Here is a 19446-nt window from a genome sequence, read left to right as displayed (position 1 = left end):
CGGTACGAATTCGTTGAACGAGGGAATTTAAATGAAACTGAACAAGAAACTACTGGCCACAGGCGTTCTGGCAGCGGGCATTCTTGCCGGCCAGGCCTGGGGTGCGGTTTCTGCTGAAGAAGCGGCCAAGCTGGGTAGCTCGCTGACACCAATGGGTGCGGAGAAAGCCGGCAATGGCGGTGAAATCCCCCCGTGGACAGGTGGCCTGACTACGCCTCCAGCCAACTACAAGGGCGACGGTATCTATGTGAATCCCTTCCCGGATGAGCAGCCAAAATTTACCATCGACCAGAGCAACGTTGATCAGTACAAAGACAAACTGTCCCCGGGGCAGGTTGCGATGATAAAGCGCTACGATGACTACTTCATGCCGGTGTACGAAACCCACCGCACCGCCGCCTATCCTGAAGCGGTGATGGAGCAGACCATTAAGAATGCAACCACCGTTGAGCTGATCAAGGATGGTAATGGCCTGGGCAACTACCAGTCCGACACCCCTTTCCCGATTCCCCAGAACGGTCTGGAAGCGATCTGGAACCACATTACCCGCTATCGTGGTGGCTCTGTCCAGCGCAACGTCGGCCAGGTAACGCCGACCGAAAGTGGTGACTTCTCGGTGGTGAAATTCCAGGACGAGCTGACCTGGCGCACCTACCTCGAAGATTACAGCCCGAACGAAGATCCGAACGTGCTGTTCTACTTCAAGCAGGCTATTACCGCGCCAGCCCGCCTGGCGGGTAACGTACTGCTGGTTCACGAAACCATTGACCAAGTTGAGGAGCCACGCCGTGCCTGGGTATACAATGCCGGTCAGCGCCGGGTTCGCCGTGCGCCCCAGGTGGCCTACGACGGACCGGGTACCGCTTCCGACGGTATGCGTACGTCCGATAACTTTGACATGTTCAACGGCGCACCGGACCGCTACAACTGGGAGCTGGTTGGCAAGAAGGAAATGTACATTCCGTACAACTCCTACAAGCTGGTTGACCGGGGTCTGACCTACGACCAGATCATCAAGCCCGGTCATATCAACCAGGACCCGACCCGTTACGAGCTGCACCGTGTATGGCATGTCCGCGCCACCTTGAAAGAGGGTGAGCGCCACATCTATGCCCAGCGCGACTTCTACATTGATGAGGACTCCTGGCAGGCGTCGGTTATTGACCATTACGATGGCCGTGGTGAGCTGTGGCGTGTTGCCGAAGCCCACGCCATGCAGTTCTACGATCAGGTGGTTCCCTGGTATGCCATCGAAACCCTGTACGATCTGCTCTCTGGCCGTTACCTGGCCCTTGGTCTGACCAATGAAGAAGTAAACCCCTACACCTTTGGTGTGGAGCGCCGTGCCAGGGATTATTCGCCCGCGGCACTGCGCCGCGCCGGTACCCGCTAAGCGCTGTTCCGCAGGCAGGTGAAAGCGTCGGGCCCTTCGGGCCCGACGCTTTTTTAACACGCGATAAAATCCTTTCACGTCAAAATTTTGCAGCCTACCCCACAATTGGTTTAACCTTCCTATCATACTAAAGGCGTACCTGATGCCGGTCGCCACTCTCAAGTCAGTGCAAAGATCCACGTTTCCGGCGATATCGGGCAGTTCAGGCCGGGTTTAAATGGGGCAGTGCGTGAAATCGTTCAATGATGGCTGTGCAGCCAACGATGAATTCCAGTCAGCGAACAGTGGTCTTCAGCGGGGTGAGCTGGTCAGGGATTTGCTCAGACAAAGGATGCAGATTCCCGTCGTTCCGCCGGACTCCCTGACACGGCCGACGCTCGACACCCGGATTGTCGGAGCTCTGGGCTCCGGCAGTGTTCTGTTTGTTGAGGCGCCTTGTGGTTATGGCAAATCCCAGGCGGTGGCCAGCGCCCTTGGTGGTTCCGGTGTATCGGGCGATCAGACCCGCTGGATTACGCTGAATGCCCAGGACAACGCACCATCGCGCTTTCTGACGCTGCTCGCCATCGCTCTGGATCTGCCCGAGACGCCGGGGCAGGGGTATCAGGGGCACCAAGGTGGCGCCACCTTCTCCGATACCCTGGCGATGATGAAGGCGGCGCTGGCCCGCAAGAGTGCCGGCCAGCCAAGGGTTCTGGTTTTGGACAACCTTCAGAACCTGGGCAACCCCGCTGTGGTCGAACTGCTGCAACAACTGGTTGCAGACTTTCCCGCTGGCGCCTCGATCATACTTATTTCCCGAAAGGCACTGCCTTTCGAAACCCACGGGCTGGAGCTTGAAAACCGGTTTACCCGTATCGGCTCTGAAGCACTGGAGTTCTCGCGCTCGGAAACCTTCGAATTCTTCCGGTCGGCCATGGCAGCCAGCCAGCTGACCAGCGTGGCAGTAGACAACCTGTACGACATCACCGAAGGCTGGGCAACGCCGCTGGCGCTTTATCGTCGTGAAGTGTCACGGAATCCGGAGAGAAAACCGATACAGGAAACGGTGGGTGTCGAGCGGTTCCTGAAAGAATCGGTGCTTGGGGGTCTCACCCCGGGACAACTTCAATCCTTGCGCGGTATCGCCGAGCTGGAGCTGTGTTCCGATGAGTTGTTCCTGGCCCTTGAGTCGCTGTTGCCGGATTCCGGTTTGGTGCCCTCCCAGGCCGTTGATCGAGGCCTTCCTCTCAAGCCCATGCCAGGCCGGGGGCGGTGGTACCGGTTTAACCCCCTGATGCAGGAATGGCTGAGAGCGCCCGTGATGGCAGGCTACGCCGAGCGGATGCTTCAGGCCAGTCGCTGGTTCGGTGTGCGGGATCAGTTCCCGGAAGCGCTCAAATACGCTCTGTTGGCCGGAGACGCTAACGAGGTTATCCGAATCGCCTCCGAGGGTTCCGAAGCCTTGCTGCTGGGGCAGGATACGGCGTCACTGCTCAGACTTCGCAAGAGCCTGCCTGGCCAGCTTCTCGAACGCAGTGCCCGCCTGAAAATTGTTTACAGCTGGGTTCATGCCATTGGCGGCCAGTTCCGTCAGGCGCGAGCCCTTATGGACAGTCTGCCGGAGCCTGATCGGAAAGAGCAAGCGGCAAGGATCTGTGCTCTCAAAGCCTTTATTCTCAGGGGAGAGGGCAGCGTGGGCCCGGCGCTTGAAATGGCCGACAGGGCGCTAAAGGGAGGTGGAGAGGAAGGTCAGCTCAGTGCCCAGGGGCAACTGGTAACCCAAATGGTGCGTTCCAGTGCCCTGTGCGCGGCGGGCCGCTTCCAGGAGGCCCGGGAAGCCAACCGGAAGGCGGCCAGGCTCGCCCGCGAAGCCGGCGATTCCGGCTCGGAAGCGCTGGCGGTTTACGCCCATGCCCGCATTGAGTTGGGCAAAGGCGCGCTCAAGCATGCCGAGCAACTGCTGCGCACTGGCCTGGATACGGCCATGCAGGAGCTGGCCCGGCCCGCGCGGATTGGTGAAACCCGGCTTCAGTTGAATCTGGTGCTGGTGCTCTGGCACCAGGGCCGGGAAGCAGAAGCCGACCGGCTGCTGGTAACCTGTGGCCGGCACGCCGAACAGGCCCGGGACCTGGGCCTGCTGCTGGCGATGACCATCCGGGTGCTGATGTGTCGGGCCCAGGGTCGTCTGGAAGACGCCTTTGTCTGGATTGGCCGGGCCGAGCGCACCATGCATTCCTGGCAGGTGGATGAATCGCTGTTTGTGCCGGTTCTCGAAGCCCTCAAGGCCAGTTGCTGGTTGGCCCAGAATCAGATCGACAGCGCTGGCCAGGCGATGAGCAAGCTTGCACCCTACCGGGAGGCAGGCTGCGTGCCGGAACTGTTTCCGATGATGCCGGGCCTGCTGGATTGCCTGCAGGTCCGGATTGATCTGGCCCGTGGCGACCTGATCCGCGCCCGGGAAACCCTGCAGGGTATTCGCAAACGTTACGAGGGCACGATCCCATGGGGGGTTGAACTGCATATGCGGTTGCTCGAAGCGGTCATCGTTCAGGATGAAAAAGGCCCGGTGGTTGCCCAGAAGGTTCTGTCCGCCGTCGTTATCGAAGCGGCCCGCGAGCACTTTATCAGCCCGTTTTCGGAATTACGGGGAGAGCTCCAGGGTCTGATGGAGAAGGGCTTTGGTCAGCTTCCGGACGGCCCGTTCAAGGGGGCCCTGGGAAATCTTTTCCAATTGAAACCCGGTGCCGGTGGTGCCGAAGCCCTGGCGGAACCGATCAGTGAGCGGGAGCAGGGTGTACTGGAGTTGATTGCCAAAGGCCTCTCGAATCAGGAAATTGCCGACAAACTGCACATTTCCCTGCATACCGTGAAAACCCACGCCCGGCGGATTAACGCCAAGCTGGAAGTAAAATCCCGCACCCAGGCCATCGTAAGAGCCCGCGACCTGGGGTTGCTGTGAAGCAGGGGTCTGACCCCCTGGGGTCAGACCCCATTTTCAGCCTTAGATTTCAGACTTCAGCCCCAATCCGCGCAGGGAGAAAATCAAGCCAGTGCGGGAGGGTCTCTAACCTTCAGCCGGGTTACTGTTCACTGATGGCTGGCGGGGTAACAGCCCGGTTTCCACCTTGGTAGAGGCCAGTTGCTCAAGGCTGTCCGGCGACAGATCACGGATCACGCTGCGGAAATCGTCGTCATAGAATGCCAGATTGTTGTAATGGATCATTGCCCGGATTTCTTCTACGTATTCTTCACCACGCTCGGAATAGCCAAGCAGGCCTTCGGCAAGCTCCAGGCCGGAGAGCGGCCCGTTGTTGCGGCGATCCCTCAGCCTAACGTCTCTCAGCAACTGGTAGGTGGGGTGGCGGTTCAGGTTCTGGATATAGGCCCGCACCGAGCGATAGGGCGAGGGGAAACTGGCGACCTCGTGGCTGGCGCCCTCGGCACGGCCAAGCGGTACCAGGCCGCAGCCCTTTGAGAAGCACCACTGGCCGAACAGGTTGTTGCCTTTGGTGGCAAAGCGGGAGGTGCCCCAGGCGGATTCATTGGCGGCCTGGGCAAGAATCAGCGAGGGCGGAATCACATCCAGCCGCTTACGCAGCAGTGAGAACTGCTCCCTGCTGCCAGGTTCCGCATCCACTCTCAATCTTTCGGACTGCCTGGCCAGCCAGCGGTATTCCTTGCTGGTCAGTTCTTCCTTACCGGCAAGGCTGTCCAGGTAGTCGCGCTCAATCAGGATTCGTGAATTGGCCAGGACAATGCGAGGGTAAAGAAACGAGAAGAATGCCGCTTTTTTCTCGGTGGTGTCGCGGTACCCGGAAAAATCCGGCAGGTCGTCATTGGCCCAGTCCGGCAGAGGCGGCAGGGAGGACAGGGCGGGTTCTGACCCACTGTTGCCATACCGGTCCTGCCCGCCACCCTCCGGTGGCACATAGAAACCGCCTCCGATCGCAAACGCAATCAAGGGAGCCATCAGCAACATTGCCCGTGTGCCTGCAGACATAAAACCTCTCGTCAAAGTCGGTATGGCAAGAATTATAACAGGTTATACGGAGGCGTCTGCCTGTTGGGTTTTTACCACCGGGCCCCGAGCTCGTCAGGGCAGGCGGGTGGCGATCACCAGGCCGGCCTGTTCCTCGTTGCCTTCCGTGGCGCGGAATCTCAGGTAGAACTGGTCCTGGCTGCCGGTGTGGAAGCCCTCAAGCACCAGATTGCCGGCACTGAACCGGACCCGCCCATCACCGGTCCGGGTGTAGCTCAGGACAAAGTCCGGATCCTCCTGGAGTTCCGGTGCTGTCACCGTCTCATTGCTTACGGAATGGCTGCTGGTCAGGGCAACGGGTGAGAATGTTGCTGTCGTGGAGGAGTTGATGGTCAGCAGGGCATTGTCGAAATGCCGGAGCCGGCTTGTATCCGGCGCCAGCCCCAGCGCGACACCCTGCAGCCGGAACTGGCCGGCGGAAGGCGCATTGTTGGTGGTCTGCTCGGCGGCGACCAGAATGCCATCACCGAGGGGGCTGTCGTCCAGGTTGAAGGCCATCAGCGTGCCATCCGGAGTGCTGGCGCCAATACCGATGTCCGGTTGTTCAAGGTCACCGGAGGCAGTGGTGATATCCAGGTTCAGCCGGCCAATATCCCTATTCCCCGTGCTTAACCGCGACGTCCGGCTGCTCAGGGTCCAGGACTCTGTTCGGGTGCCGGTGGCATCAATGGCTACAGCTCCGGAGTTATCCCGCTGAAGGGTCGTGAAGCTTTGGGACTGGTTAACGGTGCCGGCACCAATCTGCCATTGGCCAAGGCCTGCTTCAATGGCCAGGGGCGTCGTTCCCTCGCTGAACCGGGTTGCCAGGTACAGCATGTTGTAATTTCGGCCATCGAGGGTGGCGGCGTCGAAACCTTCCCTGCGCAGCAGGTTGATCTCGAGCACGGACAGATACTGGTCTTCCAGTGTGCCGAGCCGCCGCAACTGGTCGCCTTCGGCCTTAAGCTCAATGGCCTTACCCGCGCTGAAGTACCCGCTGATCACCCGGTCCGGCCCCGTGGTATCGTCCACCGGGAGGCTGGTGAAGGCATCCAGGTAGTATGGGTTGCGGGCCCAGCCCATGATCTTTGAACTGCCGCGGCCGGTAATACTCTGGAACAGGGCGCGGCCAGCCAGCAGGCGGGTGTTTTCCAGCAGGGTGGCGGCGCCCGGGGATGAGGAGTGGGTGTTGCGCTCCCAGTTATCCGAACCGCGCTCAAAGAAATTATTGCCCTTCTGATGGACCAGGGCTTCCCGGTCATAGGGAATATCACTGGCCAGTGACGTAACGCGGATATTGAAAGCATCGAAACTGCTCAGGGTGAGGGCCGGATAGACATAGCCCGTGCCGTTTGCGTCTTCCAGTACTTCCTCCTGGGCGGTGCGCACACCCCACTGGCCAGAACCGGCCAGGGAGGGTTCCAGAAAGGTCTGGCCCAGCTCCACCCCCAGCAATACCGAGTTGTAGTCTGCCGAGCTGGCGCTGATCTTGCCGGAAGAAGATGCATCCAGCAGCGCATAGCCGGCCATGGCGCTCACGTAACGGGCGAAATCGCCCCGCGCGGAGAGCAACTCCAGTGCGCCCTGCAGGCCGGCCCCGGAAGGAATGTCGATCTCGAAGTCGTGAACCTGGTCGGCCAGGGTGGACCACACATACTTGTTCAGGCACAGCTCGCCCCGGGCATCGGCCACACAGTCCAGAATGGTCTGGAATTCCCCGGCGGTGTAGTTACTCAGGGTGTTTCGCACCAGGTACTCGGAAAAGGGGTTCACCTTCACATCCCGGTCGGCATCGGCGGCCAGGGCCCGCATGCGGGTGTTGCCGTAAACCGCATCAATGATGACGTCCGGGCCCAGGGGCAATCCCTCCGTGAACTCGATGATCGTGAAGCCTTCGCTGTCGGTACGGGTGGAAATCGCGGGCTTGCCCAGGACCTGCAGCGCCGGGTTGGTGTAGTAAACACTCACCCTGTCCGGCTGCACGATTCTCAGGTTGCGGCGGGTGGGTTCGCCAGCGCCGGTTACCCCATCCGGTACTTCCATGGTCACCCGGACTTCGTTGGTGGCCAGGCCGCCGGCGTTGGTGGAATCACCGGTGCTGCCGGAACTGAAGTCATCCACCGGGTTTTTGCTGCCGGCGAAGTCGTTGGGCTGGTTGCGTGCCCCTTCAATGGCATCTGCGCCGCGCCCGCACCCGGCGGTGAGCAGCAGGGTGGCGCAGAGGAGTAAACCGAGAGTGAATCGCATGCCTGGCTATCCGTGCGGAATTAACAGGCAAACAGTCTAACAGTCGGATTCTCGGGAAAGCGTGAGGAAAAGCACGAAAGAGTTATGGAAAACCACAAAACGGGCGCCCGCTTCCCGTTGGCAGAGCAGGCGCACGTTACCGAAAGGCTGGAATCAGAAGAAGATTTTCATGCCGGCCATGATACCTTCGTCCAGATTCACGTCACCGCGCAGCGGGCGATCAAGCTCGGTGTTCAGGTAACGGTAACCGGCAAACACTTCGGCATTACGGATAACCCGATAGCTGCCTCTCAGCTCCAGACTGGTCATGTCATCGGAGTCGCCGAAGGAAAGAATGCTGGGGGCGTAATACAGCCCACCGGTAAAAGACAGGCCCGGTACGTTCGGGATGTTGACGGTGGCAAAACCGCCAAGACCAACCGCACCGCCGTCGGCCCGGCTCTGATCCCAGTAAATACCGCGCATGCCGATACCGGCGGTGGTGGGCAGGTTACCCAGGGCGGTACGGCCCTGGGCATGGAAATCCACGTTGAAAATGTCGCGGCCACCTTCGCGGTAGGTGTAGCCGGTGCCCAGTTGGAGATCGTTGTTGGTGCTTAAGAAATTCACCTGGCCTTTCACCGAATCGTTGGTGAGGCTCAGGTCAACATCACCGGCAAATGCGGGCGCGGCAGCCAGGGAGAGAATCATCAGGGAAATCCGGGACGCTTTCATGTGTGCACCTTCGGTCGTTATTCGTTGATTTTGCGGTATGGTAACGGGGCGCCTGAGACCACTCAACTTAAAAGGCGGTAAGTCCCCGTTAACCTCTTGTTTCTGTTTTCGGACTCAGCAATTCAGTGCCGGGTGGTTTCTCCGCCCTGGTCCAGGTCTTCTGGCGATGCGTTCTCGGCCGGTACCCGGTATTCCTCGTTGGCCCAGGCCCCCAGGTCGATCATCTTGCAGCGCTCCGAACAAAACGGGCGCCAGGGGTTGGATTCCGTCCATTGCACGGGTTTTTTACAGGTTGGGCATTCAACGTTCATGGCTGCCTTCAGGTATTGGAAACGTTACTGGATGTCTTTGCCACCGGTTCAGGTGGCGGCAGATGCCTTACAGTATTGTTCCAGTACTGCCCGTAGCATTTCAATATTGACAGGCTTGGCAACAAACAGATCCATGCCGGAACGGCGGCAGCGCTCCTCATCTTCTTCCATGGCGCTGGCGGTCAGGGCCACCACCGGCATCCGCTCCCGATTTTGCTCCTGTTCCCACTCCCGGAGCCGGCGGGTAGCCTCAAACCCGTCCACACGGGGCATCACGCAATCCATGAAAATCAGGTCGAACGGGTGCCGTTGCCACAGGCTGGCGGCAGCCTCGCCGTCATTGGCCGTCATCACATCACAACCCAGTTTTTCCAGAAGCCGGCGGGCAAGCTTGCGGTTTACCGGGTTGTCTTCCACCAAAAGCACCTTCATGCGACCGCAGGGCAACTCGCGCCGCCGGGCCGTATCGCTGGCTGCCTGCAGGGAAAAACGGGTCAGGAAGCGCCGTTCCTGCCTGGCAGCGTCGGCAAATAACTGGTTCAGGATCGGTGTCAGGCAGGATTCCCGCAGTGATTTGCTGAGGAAGGCATCCGCGCCGGCCTGGCGAAAGTGCTCCGCATCGCCCCGCTGTGGGTTGGACGAGAGAATCAGCAGGCGCATATCCGCCCACGGCGGGTTACCGCGGATCTGCCGGCACAGCAGGTTGCTGTCCATGTCCGGTAAAAACCCGTCGAGAATAATGGCGTCAAACGGCTGCTGGCCATCAAACGCAGTGCGCAGGGAAGCCAGTGCCTCACCGGCGGATTTCACCGCTTCAATGCGCACTTCGTGGCGCGACAGCATCTCCAGGGTGATCTTGCGGGAGAGTTCGTAGGAGTCCACCACCAGAATCCGGCGGTTCTTCACCCTCCGGGTGTCGTGCCGAACACGGGCGGCGTTCTCCGGGGCAACAGGCAGGGGCAGTTCCGTCCAGAAGGTGGAGCCTTCGCCGGGCCGGCTCTCCAGATCCAGCGAGCCGTCCATCAGGTTCACCAGTTGCCGGCAAATGGCCAGGCCCAGACCGGCGCCGGGCAACTGGCGCTGGAACTGCTGGCCCAACTGCACATAGGGTTCATAAACCAGAGGCACGTCTTCCGGATTGATGCCGACACCGGTATCTTCCACCGCCAGACGAATCCGGACCTGGTCATCCCGGCGGCCCAGCACCTCAATGCTGATCAGCACATGGCCGGAATCGGTAAACTTGATCGCGTTGGAGGTGAGGTTGAGCAGGATCTGGCGAATCCGCACCGGATCGCCCCTAAGGGTCCAGGGCAGGTTTTCGTCAATACGCAGCTCCAGGGCCAGCCCCTTCTCCCGGGCCCGTGCACCAAGCATATGCACCAGATCGTTCAGGGTTTCCCTCAGATCAAAGGGGATGTTATCCAGCACCAGCTTGCCGGCTTCCATGCGGGAAATGTCCAGCAGGTCGTTGATGATGGCCGAAAGGCTCTCCGAGGCACTCAACAACGTTCGCACATATTCCCGCTGTTCCTGATCCAGGGTTGTGTCCGTCAGCAGGTTGGCGTAACCCAGAACCGATTGCAGAGGAATCCGCAGTTCGTGGCTGACATTGGCCAGGAACTGGTTCTTGGCGTGGTTGGCCCGCACAGCTTCATCCCGCTCGCCCTGGGACTGGATGGTGGTCTGGCGCAGGGAGCGGGTGTCTTCCAGAATCTGCAGGCGCATCTTGTTCAGGGCCTGTTCCAGTTCGGAGAGTTCGTCCGGCGTTTTCAGGGCCTTGCGCTTCAGCTTCAGTGGGTCTACCAGGGCGTCCAGGTTCAGCCGTGCCGCGTAGTCGGCCATGGATTCCAGGTGCCGGGACAGGGTCAGGCGAACAATCACCAATAATCCCAGGGTACCCAGCATTACCACAATGGACTGGAACAACAGGTTCAAAAGCGCCCGGTTCCGGAGCTCGGCATGGATCGGGTCCGTGGAGGAGGCGACGGTCAGCGTGCCCATATTCCTGGGGCTGCCGGTGGCGGAGCGGTCAAACACCAGGGGAAAGGTCTGGGAGATAACGTGGCCGTCCGGATAGGTGCCGGTGCTGAATGCCTCGCCACTGGTGGTGACCACCCGGGCATACTGGATGGCGGGCACCGCCTTCATGTCATCCAGGCTGTTGGCCACCTCGCTGAAATTCATTAGCCAGATGTTGTTACTCATGCTACCGGAGACCAGTTCGGCGGCCTTGGTCTGGGTGTTCAGCAGATCAGCCTTCCGACGTTCGAATTCGCCGATCAGCTGAACGCCGGTGGCCACCAGGGATAAGAGAAGACTGAACAGCAATACATAGGCGAGCAGTCTTGCCGCCAATGGCCGTATTCCCAATCGTTCGAATAGCTGCTTTGAAGGCAAGGCACAAATTCCCTGTGTCGACCACAAAATAACCGGAAGCAGTTTAACAGACCGTTAGCACTTCGACACGTTTTCGTGAATGATCATTCACAAATCGGAAGCGCACATTCAGATCGTACAGATGGGCGCCGTATATGCGATCTTCCTCCCGCCCCCGGCGAAAGGAAGGGCGCGGGTCATAACCCACCAGATCCTCAATCAGGGGGCGCAATTGTGGGTAGTGTTCCGGTGGCAGCTTGAGGATCTGCTGCTCCGCTTCCGGCAGGAACACCACCTCCAGCCTTTCCGTGGGCGGTGAATCGGCCCAGCCGAGGGTGGCCTCCGGCAAGGAATCGGCAAAGGGCAGGTAGGGTTTGATATCGAGAATCGGCGTGCCGTCGATCAGGTCATGATCGCTGATGCGAAGAATGAGCCGGCCATCTACCCGCGAAAGCCCCTCATTGCGAACCACCGACAGGCCAAGACTGTTGGGACGGAACGGCGAACGGCTGGCAAACACCCCCATCTTCCGGTTACCGCCAAGCCGGGGAGGGCGCACCACCGGCCGCCACTCGGCACGCACGGCCTGATGAAACTGAAAGGTGAGCCACAGATGGCTGGCGGTCTCCAGACCCCGGAACGCATCCTCACGGTCAAACGGTGCCTGAATCACCAGATCGGCCCGGGCATGGCGGGTCAGCCCCGGCTGGCGTGGCACCCCGAACTTGTCCCGGAAGCAGGAACGGGTAATGGCAATCGGGGTGAGTGTGAGGGCCTCGGTGGCAGGTTTTGAGGGGTGTCGGGACATTTAAAACTCCGGGATGGAACACCACAAACTCCGGGGTCAGAAGAACGCTTTCTTCTGACCCCATGTTCAGCGTCTAACCCGGGGTCAGATGAAAACCTTCATCTGACCCCTCTTTCAGCTTAACCCGGAGTCAGAAGAAAGCGTTCTTCTGCCCCCTGCTTCAAAGGCGATCACCTTCAATAATACCGGAGAAAAACATCTCCACCCGAAAAATCACCGAAGCCCGGTCCTTGAAGCTTGCCTCCCTGGGAAATTCCAGCGCCGGAATCAGCTCGGCATACAGCCAGTTACCGTGCAGCCGGTACCGAAAGGTCAGATCCCCGAACACCGAGGTGGTGCGCCAGGAAGGCTGGCTTTCGCCCAGCACGCCGAGCCGGGGGTTTACGATCAGCCGGTTATTCATCCGCTTTCGCACACTGAAAATCTGCGCCGCCACAAATTCCCGGTCCCGGTGCACCCATTCCAGCTCGGATGAGGACCGAAAATACCAGCCATTCCCCACCGGCCTCCCGGTATCAATCCAGGTGCGCTCGCCCCAGCCATCCTGGTGGAAATAATAAAAGCGTTGCTGGGCGTTCAGAACCCACATGTCGTCCAACTGCCACCGCTTCTTCGCCGTTGTCCGCCAGAAGGCATCCGCGGGAATCCGCAGGCGCACCCCCACGTCATTGGAGAAATTGATGGCGTCACCCACTTCCGTCAGGAAACGCAGGGCGCCCGTGGCTTCGGTGTCTGAGCGATCAGACTCGGTAAGTTGCCGGTAGCGCTGGCGTTCCTCGAGGGGAATCTGTTCCTCGCTTTCGCTCTCAATAACCAGCCGAAGTTTTTGCTTGGTTGTCGGAATATCCAGCCGGAACCGCGCCTCCGGCTCAAACTGCGCCGGATCTCCATATTCCGACTTGGTGGCAAAACCAATGCGCAGATAGCTTTCATTATTGGGAAGATCGTAGTCGCTGCCCGAAAGCGTTCGGTCTGCCCACTGGCCCAGGGACTGGACTCTGGGGCCCTGAGCGCGCTCCTGGCGCAGAACCCAGTTACTGAATTTCAGCCAATACGAATCCCTGGGCGCCGCCCAATACTCATCCGGCTCAAAGGTGTAAAACCCGATTGGCAGGGCCTCCGGCGACAGAACCTCGGCCACAGGCCGCGCCTTCACTTCAAACACAGGCTCGATGCTGTAGCCGGGAGAAGGGAAGGTCAGAATAAACGCAGTTGCCAGGGCTGCATACCGAAAGCGGAAAGGCCGGTCAGCCAAAATCCACCAACAATCGTTCATGCAGCTCACGCACCTGGCGCGCCACCTCATCCAAAGGGCGGTTATTGTCAATTATAGCGTCCGCCCGCGCCAGTCGTTGCTCCCGCGGCATCTGTGCAGCAATAATCCGCTCAACCTGCTCACGGGAGTTCGTATCCCGCGACATGGTGCGCTTGATCTGGACATCCGTGGGCACATCAATCACCAGAATGCGATCAACGAGTTCGTGCTGGTCGGTTTCGAGAAGAAGGGGAGACACCAAAAGCACATAGGGAAGCTGGTAGTTTTCAGGATTCAATTGCCGAATTAACTCTTCCCGGATTACAGGATGCAAAAGCGACTCCAGCCAAACCCGCTCTTCCGGCTCCTGAAAAACGATCCCACGAAGCTGGGCCCGATCCAAAGCACCCCCGGAAGTAAGAATCTCCTCCCCAAAATGCTCCGCAATCCGCGCCAGCGCAGGCGTGCCCGGCTCAACCACCTCCCGGGCCACATCATCGGCATCCACCCAGTGCACGCCAAGATTCCCAAAAAGGCGCGCCACAGTAGACTTGCCAGAGCCAATCCCGCCAGTCAGACCAACCGGGGTCAGACCAAAAGCGCGAAGCGTTTTTGCTCTGACCCCATCTTCATCTGACCCCATTTTCACCTGCTTCCAAAATCATACTCCAAGACCAAAAGGGGGGTCAGATGAAAGCGTTCATCTGACCCCAAGTTCAGCTAAGCCCCAGGAACCCAAACCAGAACCCCTGAATCTCACTCCCAAACCACAAACAAATCAACCCCGCCGTCGCCAGATAAGGCCCAAACGGAATCGGCACTTCCCGCCCATGCTTCTTGAATACCATCAGGCTGATACCCACAACCGCGCCAGCCACCGAGGAAAGCAGGATCACCGCCGGCAACAGCTGCCACCCCAGCCAGGCACCCAGGGCCGCCAGCAACTTGAAGTCCCCGTGCCCCATCCCTTCCTTGCCGGTAACCAGCTTGAACAGCCAGTAAACCGACCACAGGGAAAGATAACCAGCCACTGCGCCCCAGAACGCGCTGTTAAAGTCTGTCAGCACACCAAAATAATTCAGCACCAGCCCCAGCCACATCAGGGGCAGGGTGATGTTATCCGGCAGTAGCTGGGTATCGAAATCAATCACGGTAAGGGCCACCAGAGCCCAGACCAGCAACAACGCCCAAAGCGCGGACTCATTGGCCCCGAGCAAGGCGACCGTAACCACGGAAAACACCGCGGTTACCGCCTCAATCAGCGGATAGCGGGGCGAAATCCGTGCCTTGCAGGAGGCACACCTGCCCCGAAGCAGCAGATAGCTCACCACCGGAATATTCTCCCAGGCCCGAATGCCATGGCCACAGGAAGGGCAGGTGGAGGCCGGCTTGGAGAGCGTCATCCGCTCGTCCCGCTTGCGCTGCTTCTCTGGCAGCTCCAGAAACTCCTCGCACTGACAACGCCAGTCCTGGTGCATCATCTTCGGCAGCCTCAGAATCACAACATTCAGGAAGCTGCCGATGCAGAGGGAAACCAGGGTGACTGTGAGGTAAAGGAGCCAGGGAGTAGAAAGAAAGGTATCCAAAGTAAGCATCAATTAACCGAACAGCAGCTGGGCGAACTCGGGGTCAGAAGAAAGCCTTCTTCTGACCCCACTTTTATATCGTAACCCCGGGGTCAGAAGAACGCTTTCTTCTGACCCCTATTTCGAACCTGGGGTCAGATGAAATTTCATCTGACCCCATTTTCATCTGACCCCATTCTCGCTAACCAACAACCTGCCCCATCTGGAAGATCGGCAGATACATCGCAATAATCAAACCACCCACCAGCACACCCAGAACCGCCATTATCATCGGCTCCATCAGCGCAGTCAGGTTATCCACCATATCATCCACCACAGCTTCGTAATGCTCGGCAACCTTCGCCAGCATCTCATCCAGGTTACCGGACTCCTCACCAATTGCCGTAAGCTGTACAGCCATTACGGGGAAAACATCCTGCTGGCGCATGGAAGCCTGCAACTGTGTGCCACTGGAGACATCATTCTTGATGCGGTCGATAGCATCCCGGTAAACCGCATTACCGGTTGCCCCGGCCACGGAATCAAGCGCATCCACCAGGGGAACGCCTGCGGCAAAAGTGGTTGAAAGAACGCGGCCGAATTTCGCGACGGCGGATTTGTCGAGGATTTCGCCGACAACAGGCAGTTTCAGGACGTATTTATCGACAAGGTCCGAGAACTTCCGGGACCGGCGAACCGCTTCCTTGAATAGAAAAATTGTACCGACGATCCCAAGAAGAACTACAAACCACCAGCTTTGCATCCACTCAGACAAATGCACAACCATCTGAGTAAACACCGGCAGTTCCGCACCGAATCCCTGGAACAGACTTTCAAACTGAGGCACCACTTTTACCAGAAGGATGGCGGTAACAATAATCGCCACCACAACAACGGCAATGGGGTAGGTCATTGCCTTTTTAACTTTCTTCTTCAGAAGCTCGGTCTTCTCAAGATAAGTGGCGATCCGGTCGAGCATCGCCTCGAGCGCACCGGCCTTCTCTCCAGAATCCACCAGGTTGCAATATAAGTCGTCAAAATACTTGGGATGCTTGCGAAGTGCCCCGGCAAAACTGGTACCCGAAGCAATATCATTCCGGATGCTCATCACCAGCTCCTGAAGGCCCTTGTTATCCAGGCCATCGGCAACAATGTCAAAGCTCTGAACCAGAGGCACGCCGGCTTTCATCATGGTGGCCAGTTGCCGGGTCAGCATCGCGATATCGAAGGGTGTCACCTTCTTGCTGCCGCCAAACAGCGGTTTGGGTTTTTTCTTCACCTTGTCCGGAATGATGCCCTGTTTTCGGAGCTGTGCCTTGACCAGCGCCAGGTTGGAGCCGGTCAACTCGCCCTTGGACTTGTTGCCTTTCCGATCCTTCCCTTCCCAAACGTACGATTCCAGCTTCTGCGCTTTCTCTGCCATGCTTAATCCTTCGTCACGCGGTTGGCTTCCTCAAGGCTGGTAACCCCCTCAACAACTTTGCGAAGAGCGGATTGCCGTAATGTCCGGAAGCCCTCTGCCTGAGCCTGCTTTGCAATTTTAATGGAGCTGGCTTCTTCCATAATCATATTCGCCAGCTCGTCGGTAATCTTGACCACCTCGTAAATACCGACGCGGCCTTTGTATCCTCCATTGCATTTATCACAGCCCTTGGGGCGGTACAACGTGAAGCCTGTATCAATTTGTTCCTGTGTGAACCCTTCCTCTACCAGCACCTCTTTTGGAACATCAAAGGCCTGTTTGCAGGCATTACACAGCCGCCGGCCCAGGCGCTGGGCAATGATCAGGCTAACCGACGTGGCAATGTTGAACGAGGGAACGCCCATGTTCATCATCCGCGTGAGGGTTTCCGCGGCGCTGTTGGTGTGCAGGGTAGAGAGAACCAGGTGACCGGTTTGTGCCGCCTTGATAGCAATGTTGGCGGTTTCCAGATCCCGGATCTCGCCCACCATGATCACATCCGGATCCTGACGCAGGAAAGCCCGCAGGGCCTCGGCGAAACCAAGGCCCACCCGAGTATTCACGTTAACCTGGTTAATGCCCTCCAGGTTGATTTCCGCGGGATCTTCCGCCGTGGAAATATTGATACCCGGCGTGTTCAGAATGTTCAGGCCGGTATAGAGGGAAACGGTCTTACCGGACCCGGTCGGGCCGGTGACCAGAATCATACCTTGCGGTTGTGCCAGGGCATCCATGTAGAGCTTTTTCTGATCTTCCTCGTACCCGAGTACATCGATACCCAGCTTGGCCTGGCTTGGGTCCAGAATCCGGAGCACAATCTTTTCGCCCCAAAGGGTAGGCAGCGTATTCACCCGGAAATCAATCGCCTTGGTCTTGGACAACTTCATCTTTATCCGGCCATCCTGGGGCACCCGGCGCTCGGAAATATCGAGCTGCGCCATGATTTTTACACGGGCGGAAATCTTTGGGGCCAGTTTTATAGAGGGGCGGGACACCTCTTTGAGGATGCCGTCGGTGCGGTAGCGAACACGATAGATCTTCTCGTAGGGCTCGAAGTGAATATCCGAGGCGCCACCGCGAATAGCGTCAAGAAGCATTTTATTGACATACTTGACGATAGGCGCGTCGTCCACTTCGCTCGCGGTGACTGCACCATCGTCCCCTTGCTCGCCGCCCTCGGTCTCAACACCTTCAAGGTCTGAATCCTCCAGGTCCCCCATGGTGGTGTCCTGGGATTCCAGGTACTTGTCGATGGACTCCCGCAGCCTGGCATCGTCAACCAGAACCGCATCGGTGCTCAGGCCGGTGTTGAACTTGATCTCATCCAGAGCCTGGAGGTTCGTCGGGTCTGACACCGCAATAAACAGTCGGTTTCCTCTCTTATAAAGAGGAAGCGCGTTGTGTTTCCGGACGAGTTTTTCGTCTACCACCTTCTCGGGCATCATTTCCGGCAGGAAGGCAGACAGATCCAGAACCGAAACCCCAAACTCCATGGCGGCCGAAAAAGCCAGTTTGGAGCTGTCGGCCAGGCTGTTCTGGGTAAGGTAGGTAATTAACGGAATGCGGTTCTGGGACGCCTGGAGGAAGGCATCCTTAGCCGTCGCCTCATCCAGAAGCCCGTCATCCACGAAGCGCCTTGCCAGGCCGGTAAGCGTGATATTGCTATTGTAGGTAGACATAAATGAAGTAAGAAACCCAGCCTAAGTTGCTGAAACCGGTGTTTGGTCAATTGCAGTGAGTTTAGATGGCTGGCAGGCGTTTGGAAAGCCGATTGCCCTGGCGACAACCTCAGCCGTCAAACCCCGGGGTCAGAAGAAAGCCTTCTTCTGACCCCACTTTCAGCCTTGGAGCCTTCTTCTGACCCCACTTTCATCTCCCCACAAAGCCTGCGCCAACCCCGGGGTCAGAAGAACGCCTTCTTCTGACCCCGTTTTCATGACCCCATCTTCAGCCGTAATGCACCCGTGGCGACCAAAGCCAGTGACCAAATTTGTCACCCACTGACGCCACTGGACAGCTAAAACCGCCATTTACCAAGGTGTGACCCGGTTCACAAAGCCTTGCAGGATACTGAAATGAATGACGTATTCCTGGGGATTTTGCGCGCTATCACTATTGGCACAGCCGGTGCATGAACTCTGGCAGGCTCAAAACACCGGTCACGGGGCACGACTCCACCGGCCCGGGCCAATAAGAGTTGATCAACGACAAACACAGAGGTCGATAATGAAAAATATTCAGATTAATCATGCCCAGAAGGGTTTCACCCTGATCGAACTGATGATCGTGGTTGCGATCATTGGTATCTTGGCGGCGATCGCTATTCCGCAGTATCAGGATTATATTGCTCGTTCTCAGGTGAATCGGGTGATGGCTGAGTCTGGTTCTCTCAAAACTTCGATTGAAGATTGTATTTTGAATGGCCGGACTGTCGTCGGTGCTGGCGCTGGGCAATGTGATCCTGGAGCAACTGGTTCTAACCTGATGGCCAATGGTGGTAACGCGGCTCCTTCTGCTGTTGCACTGCCGGCAGGCACGGGTGTGCCGACCGTACCTGACCCGCTGACTGCTACTTCCACTATTGTCTCAAACTTCGGTAATAACGCGGCAGCTGTCCTCTTAGGAACTGCATTAACTTGGACGCGCTCTGTCGATGGCAGTTGGCAGTGTACCACTACGGTGCCGAACGAGTATAAGCCCAACGGTTGTACTAACTAATTTGATGGGACTGAGCACATAGACAGGCACAGCTTAGCCTGACTTGATTCCCAAAGGCCCGGTGGCTCTAAGCCCCGGGCCTTTGCTTTTCTGGTGCGTGTATTTCAACGTTACGTTAAAAACTCGGCCTACACCGCGCTGAGAACTCCGCGTTCTGCCATTGATGGCCATCAAAGCCCGGCCATCGCCCACGGTCGATTCCCAGCCTGTGGCCGGTCCTGAAGAAGAAAGGTTTGAAAGGAAAGGGCTCAGGCCGCTCGTCGGCGTTCCTTGCGGTAATCCTGGTATGTCGCCTCAAAGCGCGTGGCCCGCTCGCACCATCGCCCTGGATCCAGGTTCAACCGTTCCAGTATCGGCAGGGCTTTCTCATCGATCACAGCGCGCTTGTCGCTGCGGCTGATCCGCCCGGTGCAATCCACCAGTTCCAGATAATATTCAAAACCAAACAGGATGCCCCGCTGAGGCCCGTTGCGAATGACGCCCTCAAAGCCCAGTAAGGGTTTCGGCGGTACGCAGAAGTCATTCAGGGCTTGTTGTTCGATCTGGTTCTGAATGACAACGCCAGGTGGTGGATTACCTCCGGTATTCCCCATC

The 19446-nt window shown here is 58.2% G+C and carries 15 protein-coding genes; 3 read left to right on the top strand and 12 right to left on the bottom strand.

The features are described 5' to 3' along the window. Positions 1–31: 31 nt before the first annotated feature. On the top strand, positions 32–1393 hold the full coding sequence (locus QPL96_RS00965) for a DUF1329 domain-containing protein (protein WP_303284973.1): 1362 nt from the start codon (positions 32–34) through the stop codon (positions 1391–1393). Between the two features lie 217 nt (positions 1394–1610). After that, complete coding sequence (locus QPL96_RS00960; protein WP_303284972.1) at positions 1611–4334, top strand: LuxR C-terminal-related transcriptional regulator; 2724 nt, start codon at positions 1611–1613, stop codon at positions 4332–4334. A 105-nt stretch (positions 4335–4439) separates the two neighbouring features. On the opposite strand, the gene QPL96_RS00955 is transcribed toward QPL96_RS00960, so the two are convergent. The 11 genes from QPL96_RS00955 to pilB form a co-directional block, all read right to left on the bottom strand. Next, positions 4440–5375: a glucosaminidase domain-containing protein gene (locus QPL96_RS00955; protein ID WP_303284971.1), complete on the bottom strand. Its 936-nt coding sequence runs from the start codon at positions 5373–5375 to the stop codon at positions 4440–4442. Positions 5376–5468: 93 nt separating this feature from the next. After that, positions 5469–7640: a hypothetical protein gene (locus QPL96_RS00950; protein ID WP_303284970.1), complete on the bottom strand. Its 2172-nt coding sequence runs from the start codon at positions 7638–7640 to the stop codon at positions 5469–5471. Between the two features lie 153 nt (positions 7641–7793). Then, positions 7794–8354: a YfaZ family outer membrane protein gene (locus QPL96_RS00945; protein WP_303284969.1), complete on the bottom strand. Its 561-nt coding sequence runs from the start codon at positions 8352–8354 to the stop codon at positions 7794–7796. A gap of 122 nt (positions 8355–8476) precedes the next feature. Then, on the bottom strand, positions 8477–8665 hold the full coding sequence (gene yacG, locus QPL96_RS00940; protein ID WP_303284968.1) for a DNA gyrase inhibitor YacG: 189 nt from the start codon (positions 8663–8665) through the stop codon (positions 8477–8479). A 48-nt stretch (positions 8666–8713) separates the two neighbouring features. Then, positions 8714–11065, bottom strand: a complete 2352-nt coding sequence (locus QPL96_RS00935) for a response regulator (protein WP_303284967.1) — start codon at positions 11063–11065, stop codon at positions 8714–8716. Positions 11066–11108: 43 nt separating this feature from the next. Then, positions 11109–11852 carry a tRNA (N6-threonylcarbamoyladenosine(37)-N6)-methyltransferase TrmO gene (gene tsaA / locus QPL96_RS00930; RefSeq protein WP_303284966.1) on the bottom strand — a complete coding sequence of 248 codons (744 nt, stop codon included), beginning with the start codon at positions 11850–11852 and terminating at the stop codon, positions 11109–11111. 160 nt (positions 11853–12012) lie between these two features. Then, positions 12013–13107, bottom strand: coding sequence for a hypothetical protein (locus QPL96_RS00925; RefSeq protein WP_303285227.1), 1095 nt, complete (start codon positions 13105–13107; stop codon positions 12013–12015). Further along, complete coding sequence (gene coaE, locus QPL96_RS00920; RefSeq protein ID WP_303285226.1) at positions 13100–13699, bottom strand: dephospho-CoA kinase; 600 nt, start codon at positions 13697–13699, stop codon at positions 13100–13102. The genes QPL96_RS00925 and coaE overlap by 8 nt, the downstream gene beginning before the upstream one ends. A gap of 124 nt (positions 13700–13823) precedes the next feature. Beyond that, positions 13824–14702 carry an A24 family peptidase gene (locus tag QPL96_RS00915; RefSeq protein ID WP_303284964.1) on the bottom strand — a complete coding sequence of 293 codons (879 nt, stop codon included), beginning with the start codon at positions 14700–14702 and terminating at the stop codon, positions 13824–13826. 172 nt (positions 14703–14874) lie between these two features. Continuing rightward, positions 14875–16095: a type II secretion system F family protein gene (locus QPL96_RS00910; protein WP_303284963.1), complete on the bottom strand. Its 1221-nt coding sequence runs from the start codon at positions 16093–16095 to the stop codon at positions 14875–14877. Between the two features lie 2 nt (positions 16096–16097). After that, positions 16098–17813, bottom strand: coding sequence for a type IV-A pilus assembly ATPase PilB (gene pilB / locus QPL96_RS00905; protein ID WP_303284962.1), 1716 nt, complete (start codon positions 17811–17813; stop codon positions 16098–16100). Positions 17814–18360: 547 nt separating this feature from the next. On the opposite strand from pilB, the gene QPL96_RS00900 reads away from it, so the two are divergent. Then, complete coding sequence (locus tag QPL96_RS00900; RefSeq protein WP_303284961.1) at positions 18361–18852, top strand: pilin; 492 nt, start codon at positions 18361–18363, stop codon at positions 18850–18852. 248 nt (positions 18853–19100) lie between these two features. On the opposite strand, the gene QPL96_RS00895 is transcribed toward QPL96_RS00900, so the two are convergent. Then, the gene (locus tag QPL96_RS00895) at positions 19101–19445 is read right to left on the bottom strand and encodes a hypothetical protein (RefSeq protein WP_303284960.1); all 345 of its coding nucleotides are present in this window, start codon (positions 19443–19445) and stop codon (positions 19101–19103) included. Position 19446 lies beyond the last annotated feature (1 nt).

It is taken from the genome of Marinobacter sp. SS8-8 (assembly GCF_030540945.1).
In the GTDB taxonomy this organism is placed as follows: Bacteria; Pseudomonadota; Gammaproteobacteria; order Pseudomonadales; family Oleiphilaceae; genus Marinobacter.
The sequence above is the reverse complement of the archived record's forward strand: the minus strand, read 5'-3'. Positions and strand labels throughout refer to the sequence as shown.